The sequence below is a fragment of the Tateyamaria sp. 7Alg 36 genome (genome assembly GCF_059882455.1).
The window spans coordinates 2,836,031-2,849,326 of record NZ_CM187613.1; the positions used below are offsets into that span (position 1 = coordinate 2,836,031).

Consider the following 13,296-nt stretch of genomic DNA (forward strand, 5'->3'; position numbering starts at 1 on the left):
GGGATATCCAAGGGAAGGGGTGCGGTTTCGTCAAGTGTCGCGTGGCGTCATCGCCGCGCCCTGTGTCAGGTGGAAAGAGGGCCCCGACGCCGACCAAGAGGCGCCTAGCTGTTCGCGCCGATTAGTTCGGCAATGATCGCGCGCGCACTGTCGGAGGACCAATCCGCATCGCCGCGCAGGCGAGCAATCTCGCGCCCTTTGGGATCGAGAATCACCGTGATCGGCAGGCCGAAGATACCCATCTGTGCCGCCAGTTTTTGCTTGGGATCCTGATGGCGGGGCAGGTTGGTGATCTTGGTTTCCTCGAAGAACTTGGCGATGCCTGCGGGTGAATTGCGCCCTGTTGCGATGGTCAGCACCTCGAAATCGTCGCCGCCGAATTCTGTTTGCAGCGCCGACAGCATCGGCATTTCCTTGCGGCACGGCGCGCACCATGTGGCCCAGAAGTTCAGCAGGACATATTTCCCCTCATAGTCAGCCAGCGTCGCCGTGCCCGCGCCATCGGCCAGTTCGAACTCGGCGTTCGAGGCCGCTTCGGGCGTTTCATGGAAGACCAGTTTGCGCATATCCCCGTCGCGCAGGGCAGCTGCGTCGGCGGTATCGGCGTGGGCAGGAATTGCACCCATGCTCAGGGCGATGTAGAGGGCAACAGCAACAAATCTTTTCATGTTTCTTCCTTAGTGGGGCCTTTGATGACCGACAAATCCGCGAATACCATGTGGGGCGGCCGCTTTGCCGCCGGACCCGATGCCATCATGGAGGCAATCAATGCCTCGATCGGGTTTGACCAGCGAATGGCCGCGCAGGATATCGCAGGCTCGCGCGCCCATGCCGCCATGTTGGGCGCCACAGGTATTCTAGGCAATAAGGACGTCGAGGCGATACGGGAAGGGCTGCTCACGGTCTTGTCAGAGATTGAGGGCGGGACATTCGCCTTTTCGACCGCTTTGGAAGACATCCACATGAATGTGGAGTCGCGTCTGAAAGAGGTGATTGGCGAACCTGCGGGGCGTTTGCACACGGGCCGATCGCGCAACGATCAGGTGGCGACAGATTTCAAACTGTGGGTACGTGACCAGTTGGACGCGGCGGAAGGCGCATTGTTGTCGTTGATCGCTGCCTTGCTGGAACAGGCCGAGGCGGGGGCCGATTGGGTCATGCCGGGTTTCACGCATTTGCAAACGGCACAACCGGTTACATGGGGTCATCACATGATGGCCTATGTCGAAATGTTTGGCCGCGATCTGTCGCGGGTGCGCGATGCGCGGGCGCGGATGAACGAAAGCCCCTTGGGTGCGGCGGCGCTGGCGGGCACCAGTTTCCCCATTGATCGCCACATGACGGCAGAGGCGTTGGGATTTGACCGCCCTGCGGCCAACAGCCTTGATGCGGTCAGTGACCGCGATTTCGCGCTGGAGTTCCTGAGCACGGCCAGCATCTGCGCCATGCACCTGTCCCGCTTTGCCGAGGAACTGGTGATCTGGTCGTCGGCCCAGTTCCGCTTTGTAACCCTCTCTGACCGGTTCTCGACCGGATCGTCGATCATGCCGCAGAAAAAGAACCCCGACGCGGCCGAGTTGATCCGCGCCAAGGTGGGGCGCATCTTCGGTGCCAACACGGCGTTGATGATGGTGATGAAGGGGCTGCCGCTGGCCTATTCTAAGGACATGCAGGAAGACAAGGAACAGGTCTTTGATGCGGCGGACAACTGGATGCTGGCGCTGGCCGCGATGGACGGCATGGTGCGCGACATGACCGCGAACCGCGAGTCGCTGGCAGCGGCGGCGGGGTCGGGGTTCTCGACCGCGACCGACCTTGCAGACTGGCTGGTGCGGGTGCTGGGCCTGCCGTTCCGTGATGCCCACCACATTACCGGCAGCCTTGTGGCTATGGCCGAAGCGCAGGGATGTGACCTGCCTGATCTAACGCTTGAGCAGATGAAATCGGCCCATGACGGCATCACAAATGATGTCTTTGACGTTTTGGGCGTGGAAAATTCCGTGGCATCGCGTACATCTTACGGGGGCACCGCGCCGGAACAGGTCCGTGCGCAAGTTGCCCGCTGGAAGGATATGCTGTGATCAAACGCGCCTTTTGCCTGATTGCCCTGCTGGGCGTTGCCGCCTGCGGTGTGGATGGCGAACCGGTGCGGCCGACGGCAAATATCGGTGTCAGCATCGGATCGGGCGGCGTGTCTACGGGCGGTTCCATCGGGGTGTCCCGCGGCCCGCTGAGCGTCGGCGTCGGCATTTTCTGATCCATGGCACCGATCCGCATCCTGTATCTTGCGCTTGCGGTCTGGGGTGCGGTGCATCCGATGTACTACTTTGTGTCGTGGTTCAACGAAAACGGCTATGATCTGATGGCGATGGTGGATGCGTGGCACGCGAACGCCGCGTCCAGTGGTCTGGTCTGGGATCTGACCATCGCGGCCATCGCCCTGACCGTCTGGATCATTTCCGAGGTCGCAGTGCGGCGCAACTGGCTGGCGCTGGTCGCCATTCCGGCCACGTTCTGCATCGGGGTCAGCTGCGGACTGCCGCTGTACCTGTTCCTGCGGTCGCGCCCCGTCACCTAAGATTTTCACTAATCTGGAAACAATCACGCCCAAATCTCGCCATTTTTGCGCGCTACCCATGGTGCCGAGCAGAAAACGCAGGGCAATGTGATGACAGATACCAGCATTCAGGCGCCGCAAGGGGCGCTGTTGAACGGACCGGCCAAGGCCGAGCATGCGAAAACCTCGGTGATTGCGCAGGTCGCTAAATCCTACGGCGTCACCCCGCTGCGCCAGATGCGCGACATCTTTTCGATGCGCGGCGGCGTGCAAAAAATCGCAGGCCCCGAATATTACGCGCTGCGTCTGTTTGATCCTGCCACACCGGTTGAGGAAAAGCGCGCCTTTCTCGGACAGGCAGGGATCAATGCGCTTAACACCGCGATGAACCCGCCGGTGGCCGTGCCGACACGCGCCTTTGTGGGGAACAAGTTGCTGTACACCCAACTTTTGACACAGCTGGGATTACCCACGGCACGCACTCAAGCGTTGGTAAGCGGTTTCCGCGAGGCAGGCCGCATGAGCGTGCTGCGCAGCGCCGAGGCGATCAGCGACTTCCTGCGCCGCGATGCGGTCTATCCACTGTTTGGCAAGCCGCATCACGGGTCACTGTCCGAAGGGTCGGTGCGCATTGCCGCACGCGATGACGATATGATCCGGCTGGGCAACGGCGTGACGCAGAACATCGACACGTTCGCCGCCGAGGTGATGGAGCGGTATCGCGGCGGTTTCCTGTTTCAGGACGCGCTGGATCCCGATCCGAAAATGGCCGAGATCGCGGGCGGTGCCATCGGCTGTGTCCGCGTTGTGACGACCAATGACGGCTCTGGCCCCAAGCCAGCCTATGCCGTGTGGAAACTGCCCGCACCTGCGGCCATGTCCGACAATTTCTGGCAAGAGGGTACGATGCTCGCCCATCTTGATCTGGCCACGGGGAAGGTGTTGCGCTGTGTGCGCGGCACGGGGCTTCAGTCGCAAGAGCTGGCGGCGCATCCGGTTTCCAACGCGCCTGTGGTCGGCGTGACGCTGCCGCACTGGGATGACATCCTGCAACTGGCTTTGGACGCGCACGGGGTGTTCCCCGAATTCGGCGTCTGCGGTTTCGACATCGCGGTCACGGGCGACGGGCCCAAAGTGCTTGAGTGCAACGACAACCCGTCCCACTTCCTTTACCAGATTGCGGCCAACCGCGGGTTGATGAACCCCGATCTGGCTCCTATCTGGGAAGGTGTCACTGCGCACCAAAAGAAACAGGTCGAGCGTCTGACCAAGCCCAGCAAAAAGAAACGCTAGGCCGCCCGCGCTATATGACCAATTGATCTGTGCCCTGCGTCCCGCTAAAGGCGCAGGCATGGATCATTTTCTTTATCGCGACGGCGCGCTTTACGCCGAAGATGTCCCAATCTCGGAAATCGCTGCGGCGGTCGGGACCCCGTTTTACGTCTATTCCACCGCGACCTTGCTGCGCCATTTCAAGGTGCTGGACGATGCGTTGGCGGGGATGGACCATCTGGTCTGCTACGCGATGAAGGCCGCCAGCAATCAGGCGATCCTCAAGACACTCGCCGCTGCGGGGGCGGGCATGGACGTGGTGTCTGGCGGTGAATATGCGCGCGCCCGTGCCGCAGGCGTGCCAGGTGACCGGATCGTGTTTTCAGGCGTCGGCAAAACCGCGCAGGAAATCCGCGCTGCCCTTAGCGGCGGTATCCGCCAGTTCAACGTCGAATCCGAACCTGAAATGGTGGTGCTGAACCGCGTGGCGGGGGAACTGGGCGTGATCGCCCCGATCACCATCCGCGTGAACCCCGATGTCGATGCCAAAACCCATGCCAAGATCGCCACAGGGAAATCCGAGAACAAGTTCGGCATCCCGATTGCCCGCGCCCGCGAGGTCTATGCCATGGCCGCCGCGATGGAGCACCTCGACGTGGTGGGCATCGACGTGCATATCGGCTCGCAACTGACCGACCTTGCGCCGTTCGAACTGGCCTATCAGAAGGTCGCCGAACTGACTGAGACGCTGCGCGCGGACGGGCACAACATCCGCCGTCTTGATCTGGGCGGTGGACTTGGCATTCCTTATGCCCGCAGCAACGAAAACCCTCCCTTGCCCAGCGACTACGGCGCAATGGTCAAGCGTACCGTCGGCCATCTGGGCTGCGAGATCGAAATCGAACCAGGACGGTTGATCGCGGGCAATGCGGGCTGTCTGGTGTCGCAAGTGATCTATGTGAAATCCGGCGAAGACCGCGAATTCCTGATCCTTGATGGCGCGATGAACGACCTGATCCGCCCCGCCATGTACGAGGCGCACCACGACATCGTGCCGGTCATCGAACCGGCTGTCGGTACCGAACAGACGCCCTATGACATCGTTGGCCCCGTCTGCGAATCCGGCGACACCTTTGCCAAGGGCCGCATGATGCCTCCGCTCGCGGCGGGCGATCTGGTCGCCTTCCGCTCTGCGGGTGCCTATGGCGCGGTAATGAGCAGCGAGTACAACACGCGCCCACTTATCCCCGAAGTTCTGGTGCATGGTGATCAATACGCGGTGATCCGCGCACGACCGACCTTTGAAGAAATTATAAATCGCGATACGATACCTGAATGGCTTTGACACGCTCGGGGCCTATGTAAAGGTTCAGGCGCGGAGTTGCGCTTCGCCACCGGTAAGGGACGCGAGATATGGCCGAGAGTTCAGAACATGATCCACGTCGCGGGCTAGAGGCTCTGCGCTGGCCGCTGTTCTGGACGCGTGCAGGCATGTTTGCCGAGAATTTCTGGCGCGCGACGTGGCCGCTGGCGACCGTTGTGTTGGCGGTTCTGGCCGTGCTGATGCTGGGCCTTCAGGACAGCGTGATCGTCGAAGTCGTCTGGGCCGGTGCGGTGACGGCTGTGGTGGCCGGTGTTGCTGCGCTGGTCTATGCCATTGCGCGGTTCCGCCTGCCGACGCGGATGGCCGCACTGGTGCGGCTGGACGAAACCCTGCCCGGTCGGCCCATTCAGGCGCTGATGGATACCCAAGCCATTGGCGAGGGCGACGCCGATTCCATCGCCGTATGGCGCGCCCACCAGACCCGCATGGCCGCCCGTGCCAGTGCCGCGCGCGCTGTGCCTGCGGATTTGCGCATCGCGCGGCGTGACCCTTATGCGCTGCGCTATGTCGCGGTTCTGATCTTTGCTGTGGCGCTGATTTTCGGGTCGATCTGGCGCGTCGGGTCAGTATCCAACATGGCACCGGGGGCGGGGAATGGCTTGGCCACCGGTCCCGTCTGGGAGGGCTGGGCCGAAAGTCCGCGCTATACCGGATTGCCGACGATCTACCTTAACGACATTGCCGAGGGGCCGCTGGAAGTTCCCGCTGGCAGCTTGATCACTTTGCGCCTTTATGGCGAGGTCGGCGCGCTGACCGTTGCTGAAACCGTGTCGGACCGCGTGGGCGAGGTGCCGCCCGCCTCGGCAGCTGAGCAGGATTTCACCGTCGTCACCGATGGCGAGATCGCGATCAATGGCCCCAACGGGCGGGTCTGGTCCGTCTCGGTCATCCCTGATGAAACACCACGGGTCGAGATCACCAAAGACCCCGAGGCGGACGCCTTGGGTGAGATGTCACTGCCGTTCGCGGCCGAAGACGACTATGGCGTCGAAGCGGGCGAGGCGCGGTTCGCGTTAGACCTCGACGCGGTGGACCGCCGCCATGGCCTTGCCATCGAACCCGAACCACGCCCCGAACTGACCGTGTCGCTGCCGATGCCGATCGCGGGCAGTCGTGCATCGTTCGACGAAACATTGATCGAGGATTTCTCGGAACATCCGTGGGCGAACTTACCTGTGACCGTGGTGCTGTCGGTGCTGGATGCTGCCGAACAACAGGCCCAGACCGCGCCGCGCCAGATGTTCCTGCCGGGGCGGCGGTTTTTCGACCCGCTCGCGGCGGCAGTGATTGAACAGCGCCGCGATCTGCTGTGGTCGCGCGACAATGCCAAGCGCATTGCCCAACTGCTGCGCGCCGTGTCCCACCGCCCTGACGAGGTGTTCCGCAAGGAAGTCGACCAGTTGCGGATGCGCCGCATCATCACCCGTCTTGAAACTCTTGCCCGCTATGGCATGACCGATGCCCAGCAAGAGGACATCGCCCGCGATATGTGGTCCCTCGCCATCGGGCTGGAAGAGGGCGACCTGTCGGACGCGCTGGAGCGGTTGCGCCGCGCCAAAGAGCGCCTGAACCAAGCGATGCGCGACGGGGCCAGCCAGTCCGAGATAGAAGAGTTGATGCGTGAATTGCGCCGCGCCACCGACGATTACATGCGCCAGCTATCGCGTCAGGCCGAACTCGACGACGAAGCGAACGAGGAAAACGGCGACCAGCAGAACAGCCAGAACCAGATGCAGATGAACCAAGACGATCTGCAACGGATGATGGACCGCATTCAGGAACTGATGGAACAGGGCCGCATGGCCGAGGCCGAGCAGGCGTTGCAAGAGTTGCAGGAGATGCTGGAAAACATGCGCGTCACTCAAGGCGAGGGGCAGAATGGCCAGTCCGCCGGTGAACAGGCGATGGAAGGTCTGTCCGAAACGCTGCGCGACCAGCAGGGCCTAAGCGACGAGGCGTTCCGCGATCTGCAGGAACAGTTCAACCCCGATGCGCGTGCCGGTGAGAACCAAGGCAACGAAGGGCGCAATGGCGGGCAAGGGCGCGGTGAACAGCATTCACAAGGCGGTCAGGGTCAGGGCGAGGAAAGCGATGGCCAGCAAGGCGGCGAAGGCGACCAGCAGGGCCAGAACGGGTCACTGGCCGACCGTCAGCAGCAGTTGCGCGACGAATTGAACCGGCAACAGAACAACCTGCCCGGACAGGGCACACCCGAAGGCGACGCGGCGCGCGATGCGCTTGACCGTGCGGGCCGCGCCATGGACGGGGCCGAAGAGGCGCTGCGTAACGAGGATTTCGCCGAAGCCATCGACAACCAGTCACAGGCCATGGAAGGCCTGCGCGAAGGCATGCGCGCCTTGGGCGAGGCGATGCAGCAAGAAGCGCAGAACGGTCAGCAGGGCCAAGGCACCGCCGACAGCGACCGCCGCGCCGAGGCACGCGATCCGCTGGGCCGTGATCCGGGATCGAACGGGTCTGTGGGCACCGAAGAGGGGTTGTTGCAGGACGAAGATGTGTATCGCCGTGCGCGCGACCTGCTGGACGAAATCCGCCGCCGCTCGGGCGACGGGGAACGGCCCGAGGCGGAACTGAACTATTTGAAACGGCTGCTCGACCGCTTCTGATTACGGCGGTCGGGAAGCGGCGAAGCGAAGGCGGAGCTTAGCCCTCTTGCGAGGACGCCATGGCATCAAGCCATGTCAGGAACGTCGTCACCTGCGTATCAAGCCACATGCGCAGGCCATCCACAAAGGCAACATAGCTGCTGAGATACGGATCGACCTGCGGCACGGCTTGGGCGATTTGCGGCGCAAAGACATAGATCGCGCCCAGCACCAGCGCCAAAAGAACCACAAGGAAAAACCCTCGCCGGAAGCCCGAGCGGCTGCGCTGGTTGGCCGTGGTAGCGGCCCCGTCCATGGTGGCCATTTCGGTGGTCGTTCCCGCCTGCCGGTCGCTGGTCGAGCGCAGGGTAGAATTGATTTCCTCGATATCGGGCAGCAGATCGCGGCGCGAACCGATGGCTGCCGCAGTAGCGGCGGCTTCGCTCACATGGGTTTCGCTGGGCGAGGGTTCGCCGCGCAACCGTGCCATGCGTTCGCGGGCTTGCCGCGCGCGGCGGTCCGCATCGCTTTCGCCGTCTTGCAATCCCAGTTCCGGCTGGCTTTCCAGATTGTCACTGGCGCGCGCGCGGGCCTTGGCTTCCAACTCGGCCTCTTGGCGCAGGATATCCGCGACCGAGGCGTCGAGTTCCCGTTTGCGCGGCTCGGCAGGGGTTGGCACACGCTCTTCGTCTTCGGCAGGTGCGTCATCCGCAACCGGTGCGTCGGCGTCTTCCTCGTCTGCGGGCATGTTGTCGGGGTGATGCTGGAACCATGTCTGACCGCAATTGGAACATTGCACATCGCGGCCATCGCTGGGGATTACATCATCCACAACCTCGTATTGGGCATCGCAATTTGGACAAATCAGCCGCATCTATGGTCCTGCTCTCTTCTTAACCGTTACCATATGTTGTAGTGGTTACTCAGAAAAGTCATTACTGCAACAAGCTGGCCGTGTTCGACAATTGAAACAGGCATGATGCTGAGGCACAACAGGTGGATTGAGCGGGGACAAGCGTGATCGAGCTGGAAAATGTGGCCTACAGTTATGGCGGGGGCGAGCTGCTGTCGGATATCTCCGTCAAGCTCGCGCCGGGATCGTTCCATTTCCTGACAGGGCCTTCGGGGGCGGGCAAGACGACCCTTCTCAAGCTGTGTTACGGCGCATTAATGCCGACGGCGGGCTATGTGCGCCTGTTCCAGACCGATGTACGCTCGCTTGAGCGCGATGACGTGGCGCTGATCCGGCGCAAGATCGGTGTGGTGCATCAGGATGTGAAATTCCTCGACCATCTGTCGGTGACGGACAATGTGGCGCTGCCGCTGACCGTGTCGGGCCGCCATGCCGAGGCCGCAGGCCCCGATTTGCGCGAACTGCTGGCATGGGTTGGCTTGACCAACCGCGCCGACGCCCTGCCGCCCGAACTGTCGGGCGGTGAACGTCAGCGCGCGGCCCTTGCCCGTGCGGTCATCATGTCGCCCGATGTGGTGCTGGCGGACGAACCAACGGGCAACATCGATTGGGAGATGTCGCAGCGCCTGCTGACCCTGCTGGTCGAGTTGAACCGCATGGGCAAAACCGTGCTGATCGCGACCCATGATTTGGGACTGATCCGCGCGGCGAAGGCGCATGTGCAGGCCCGCGTTTTGCGCATTTCGAACCGTCGGGTGCAGCTGGCGGGGGCGGATCTGTGAAGTTTGACCTGTCGACCCTGCGCGCCCTTCTGACCGGCGACAGATACGCGGACCGCGTTGTGCCGCCATCAGGGTTTACCGCGCAACTGACATTGTTCGTGTCGGCGGCAATGGCGTTCCTTGCGGTGTTTGCGCTGGCGCTGTCCTTGGCCAGCAGCCGCCTTGCTGACCGCTGGGGGCAGGAACTGGCACGCACCGCGACCATCCGCATTGTCGCCCCGCAGGACCAACGCGCCCAGCAGACGGCGGCGGCGCTGCAACTGCTTGAGACGACGGCAGGCATCGAAAGCGCCCGCGCGCTGAGCGATGAAGAACAACAGGAATTACTGGCCCCGTGGTTCGGTCAGGATTTGCCGCTTGATACCTTGCCGGTGCCACGCCTGATCGAGATTACGGCGACCGCGCAGGGCTTTGACGCGACGGGCCTGCGGCTGCGTCTTGCCGCCGAAGTACCTGGTGCGGTGCTGGATGATCACAGCCGCTGGCGGGCGCCGCTCGTGTCGGCGGCGCAACGGCTGCGCCTGCTGGGCTGGGGGGCGGCGTTGCTGATCCTTGCGGCGGTGGCGGCGATGGTGACGCTGGCGGCCAATGCCTCGCTTGCGGCGAATGCGCAGGTGGTGGCGGTGCTGCGCCTTGTGGGGGCGACCGACAGCTATATCGCGCAAGCCTTTGTGCGGCGGTTCACGCTGCGCGCGCTGCTGGGATCGTCGGTCGGGGTTATTGCCGGGCTGATCGCGGTGTGGCTGATGCCGTCGGGCGGCGACACACCGGGTTTCCTGACGGGCATCGGGTTTCAGGGGGCGGGCTGGCTTGTACCGCTGGCCCTACCGATCATTTGCGGCTTTGTCGCGCTGCTGGCCACGGCCTATGCAGCGGGCCGCGCATTAAGGGCATTGTCATGATCCAACATATCCGTTCCTACCTGTTCATCATCCAGATGTATGTGATGATGCTGGTCATCGGTCTGGTCTTTTTCCCCTATGCGCTGTTTGCCCGCGAAGGCGCGCGGCTGTGCTGCAAAACCTACAGCCGCTGGGTGTTCTGGACGATGCGCTGGATGGTTGGCCTGCGCCACGAGGTACGTGGCGAGGTGCCGGAAGGCGAAGTGCTGATCGCGGCCAAGCACCAGTCCTTTCTCGATATCATGATGATCTTTACCGCCCTTCCCAAGGCCAAGTTCATCATGAAACGCGACATCCTGTGGACCCCGATCATCGGGTTCTATGCCAAGCGTCTGGACTGTGTGCCGGTGGATCGCGGCAAACGCGGCGCGGCCATCGCCAAGATGGTGCGCGACGTCGAGGCGGGGCGCGCCGATCCGGGTCAGTTGATTATCTATTCCCAAGGCACCCGCGTCGCACCGGGGGTCAAGGTGCCCTACAAGGTCGGTACCGGCGTTCTGTATGAACAGCTTGGCCAGCCCTGCGTGCCTGTGGCAACCAATGTCGGCGTGTTCTGGCCGCGCAAGGGGATGTGGCGCAAGCCGGGTCTGGCGGTCGTTGAGTTCTTGCCTGCCATTGCACCGGGGATGGAGCGGGACGCTTTTCTTGCCCATCTTGAAGAGGTGGTCGAGACGCGCTCGGATGCACTGATGGCTGAGGGAGGGTTTGATCCAGATGGACTTCATCACTGACATCGACGCGCTTGAGGCGCTGTATGGCACACCGGGCGCGGCGTCGCTGCGCAAGGTCACGGACCATCTGACGCCGCTCTATGCGAAATGGATTGCGACCTCGCGCTTTGTGATTCTGACCACCGTGGGGCCGGATGGCACCGACGGCAGCCCGCGGGGCGATGACGGTCCGGTGGTGATGACGTTGGATGCCAAGACGCTGGCCATGCCGGACTGGCGCGGGAACCAGAGGCTCGACAGTTTGCGCAATATCGTGACGGATGGACGCGTGTCGCTGATGTTCATGGTGCCCGGGTCGAACACGGTTGTTCGGGTCAATGGCACCGCCCGTCTGACGGCTGATGCCGAGATGTGCGCGCGGTTCGAACAAAAGGGGCGGCACCCTGCGACGGTGATCGTGATATCGGTGGCCGAGGTCTATACCCAATGCGCGCGTGCGCTGATGCGGGCGGGGCTGTGGTCGCGGGATGACAGCGCGGGCCTGCCCACTGCCGGAGAGATCCTTGCCGAAGCCTCAAGCGGGGATGAGGGTGGAGCCGAGTATGACGCCGCATGGAATGCCCGCGCCGCACAGACGATGTGGTGAGAGTTCTGCGGGCAGAGCGGCCTAGTGAGGGCTGGTCGGGGCACTAGCCACTTGCGCGACATGGAATGGCATGCGGCTGCGCCCGTGGGCGCAACCGCTGGGTAGTTTCGGATTTACGAGTGGATCGGACCAAGGCCGCAGGCCAGTGCCGCCTCGCGCACAGCCTCGGAATAGGTCGGGTGCGCGTGGCAGGTCAGTGCCAGATCTTCGGCCGAGGCGCCGAATTCCATGGCGACACAAACCTCGTGAATCAGGTCGCCCGCAGCGGGGCCGATGATATGCGCGCCCAGAATGCGGTCCGTGTCGGCATCGGCCAGAATTTTCACAAATCCGTCGGCGGCGAAGTTCGCCTTGGCGCGCCCGTTGCCCATAAAGCTGAATTTGCCGACCTTGTATTTGCGGCCTTCCTCTTTCAGCGTTTCCTCGGTCGCACCGACATTGGCGACTTCGGGGTGGGTGTAGATCACACCGGGGATCACGCCATAGTTCACGTGGCCATGTTTGCCCGCTACGGTGTCGGCAACCGCCATGCCTTCGTCTTCGGCCTTGTGGGCCAGCATCGGCCCCTCGATCACGTCACCGATGGCATAGATGCCAGGCACGTTGGTTTGCCAGTGCGCATCAACGGCGATCTGGCCGCGCTTGGTCATCTCGACCCCGAGGGCGTCGAGCCCCAAACCGTCGGTGTAGGGTTTGCGGCCCGTCGCGACCAGTACCACATCCGCGTCCACGCTGTGTTCGCTGCTGTCGCTGCGCAGTTTATAGGTGACGGTCGCCTTGTTCTTGCCTGCCTCGACGCTTTGCACGGCGGCACCCATGGTGAAGGTCAGCCCTTGCTTGGTCAGCAGTTTCTGGAACTGGCGCTGGACCTCACCGTCCATGCCGGGGGTGATGGCGTCGAGATATTCGATCACTTCGACCTCGGCACCAAGACGTTTGTAAACTGAGCCGAGTTCGAGGCCGATCACGCCCGCACCGATCACGACCATCTTCTTGGGCACTTTGCCAAGGGTCAGCGCGCCGGTGGAGGTCACCACGGTTTTTTCGTCCACTTCCACGCCCGGCAGGCTGGAGGGTTCAGAGCCGGAGGCGATGATGATCGTCTTGGCCTCGTGCACCTCGTCACCGACCTTGACCTTGCCGACCTCGGGGATGCTGCCCCAGCCTTTGAGCCAGTCGATCTTGTTCTTCTTCATCAGGAATTCGACACCTTTGGTGTTCTGCCCGATTGTGTCCTCTTTGTAGGACTGCATCTGTTTCCAGTCGACCGAGGGGCTTTTGCCTTTGAGGCCCATGGCAGCAAAGTTGTGTTCCGCCTCGTGCAGCATATGCGAGGCGTGCAGAAGCGCCTTGGAGGGGATGCAGCCCACGTTCAGGCAGGTGCCGCCCAGCGTCTCGCGCCCTTCGACGATGGCGGTTTTCAGGCCGCGTTGGGCGCAGCGAATGGCGCAGACGTAGCCGCCGGGGCCGGAGCCGATAATGATTACGTCGTAAGAAGACATTGGATCTGATCCTTTGAATTGTCGTTTGTTTGGGGTGCAGGCGCTGTGCCGTGCATATTTATCG

13 protein-coding genes are annotated in these 13,296 nt (G+C 62.6%); 10 read left to right on the forward strand and 3 right to left on the reverse strand.

All coding sequences use genetic code 11. The annotated features are described in order from the left end of the window. Positions 1–104 precede the first annotated feature (104 nt). Positions 105–668: a TlpA disulfide reductase family protein gene (locus AC6GQJ_RS13795; protein WP_500769204.1), complete on the reverse strand. Its 564-nt coding sequence runs from the start codon at positions 666–668 to the stop codon at positions 105–107. Positions 669–692: 24 nt separating this feature from the next. Here AC6GQJ_RS13795 and argH point away from each other — a divergent pair, with 24 nt between their 5' ends. The 6 genes from argH (at position 693) to AC6GQJ_RS13825 (ending at position 7,837) form a co-directional block, all read left to right on the forward strand. Beyond that, positions 693–2,081, forward strand: a complete 1,389-nt coding sequence (argH, locus tag AC6GQJ_RS13800) for an argininosuccinate lyase (RefSeq protein ID WP_500769206.1) — start codon at positions 693–695, stop codon at positions 2,079–2,081. Next, positions 2,078–2,257: a hypothetical protein gene (locus AC6GQJ_RS13805; RefSeq protein WP_500769208.1), complete on the forward strand. Its 180-nt coding sequence runs from the start codon at positions 2,078–2,080 to the stop codon at positions 2,255–2,257. Before argH ends, AC6GQJ_RS13805 begins: the two co-directional genes overlap by 4 nt. Before the next feature lie 3 nt (positions 2,258–2,260). Then, positions 2,261–2,578 carry a DUF2834 domain-containing protein gene (locus tag AC6GQJ_RS13810; protein ID WP_500769210.1) on the forward strand — a complete coding sequence of 106 codons (318 nt, stop codon included), beginning with the start codon at positions 2,261–2,263 and terminating at the stop codon, positions 2,576–2,578. A 90-nt stretch (positions 2,579–2,668) separates the two neighbouring features. Then, on the forward strand, positions 2,669–3,850 hold the full coding sequence (locus AC6GQJ_RS13815; protein ID WP_500769212.1) for a sugar-transfer associated ATP-grasp domain-containing protein: 1,182 nt from the start codon (positions 2,669–2,671) through the stop codon (positions 3,848–3,850). Positions 3,851–3,908: 58 nt separating this feature from the next. Further along, positions 3,909–5,174: a diaminopimelate decarboxylase gene (lysA, locus tag AC6GQJ_RS13820; RefSeq protein WP_500769214.1), complete on the forward strand. Its 1,266-nt coding sequence runs from the start codon at positions 3,909–3,911 to the stop codon at positions 5,172–5,174. A gap of 68 nt (positions 5,175–5,242) precedes the next feature. Further along, complete coding sequence (locus AC6GQJ_RS13825) at positions 5,243–7,837, forward strand: TIGR02302 family protein (protein ID WP_500769216.1); 2,595 nt, start codon at positions 5,243–5,245, stop codon at positions 7,835–7,837. Positions 7,838–7,874: 37 nt separating this feature from the next. On the opposite strand, the gene AC6GQJ_RS13830 is transcribed toward AC6GQJ_RS13825, so the two are convergent. After that, the gene (locus AC6GQJ_RS13830; RefSeq protein WP_500769218.1) at positions 7,875–8,690 is read right to left on the reverse strand and encodes a zinc-ribbon domain-containing protein; all 816 of its coding nucleotides are present in this window, start codon (positions 8,688–8,690) and stop codon (positions 7,875–7,877) included. Positions 8,691–8,833: 143 nt separating this feature from the next. Here AC6GQJ_RS13830 and AC6GQJ_RS13835 point away from each other — a divergent pair, with 143 nt between their 5' ends. The 4 genes from AC6GQJ_RS13835 to AC6GQJ_RS13850 are packed head-to-tail and all read left to right on the forward strand — an operon-like array spanning position 8,834 to position 11,730. Further along, positions 8,834–9,511, forward strand: a complete 678-nt coding sequence (locus AC6GQJ_RS13835; protein ID WP_500769220.1) for a cell division ATP-binding protein FtsE — start codon at positions 8,834–8,836, stop codon at positions 9,509–9,511. Next, the gene (locus AC6GQJ_RS13840; RefSeq protein WP_500769222.1) at positions 9,508–10,413 is read left to right on the forward strand and encodes a cell division protein FtsX; all 906 of its coding nucleotides are present in this window, start codon (positions 9,508–9,510) and stop codon (positions 10,411–10,413) included. Before AC6GQJ_RS13835 ends, AC6GQJ_RS13840 begins: the two co-directional genes overlap by 4 nt. Beyond that, positions 10,410–11,144, forward strand: a complete 735-nt coding sequence (locus AC6GQJ_RS13845; protein WP_500769224.1) for a lysophospholipid acyltransferase family protein — start codon at positions 10,410–10,412, stop codon at positions 11,142–11,144. Before AC6GQJ_RS13840 ends, AC6GQJ_RS13845 begins: the two co-directional genes overlap by 4 nt. Continuing rightward, positions 11,128–11,730: a pyridoxamine 5'-phosphate oxidase family protein gene (locus AC6GQJ_RS13850; protein ID WP_500769226.1), complete on the forward strand. Its 603-nt coding sequence runs from the start codon at positions 11,128–11,130 to the stop codon at positions 11,728–11,730. Before AC6GQJ_RS13845 ends, AC6GQJ_RS13850 begins: the two co-directional genes overlap by 17 nt. Positions 11,731–11,843: 113 nt before the next feature. Here AC6GQJ_RS13850 and lpdA read toward each other — a convergent pair whose 3' ends face one another. Then, positions 11,844–13,232 carry a dihydrolipoyl dehydrogenase gene (gene lpdA / locus AC6GQJ_RS13855; protein WP_500769228.1) on the reverse strand — a complete coding sequence of 463 codons (1,389 nt, stop codon included), beginning with the start codon at positions 13,230–13,232 and terminating at the stop codon, positions 11,844–11,846. Positions 13,233–13,296: the final 64 nt, after the last annotated feature.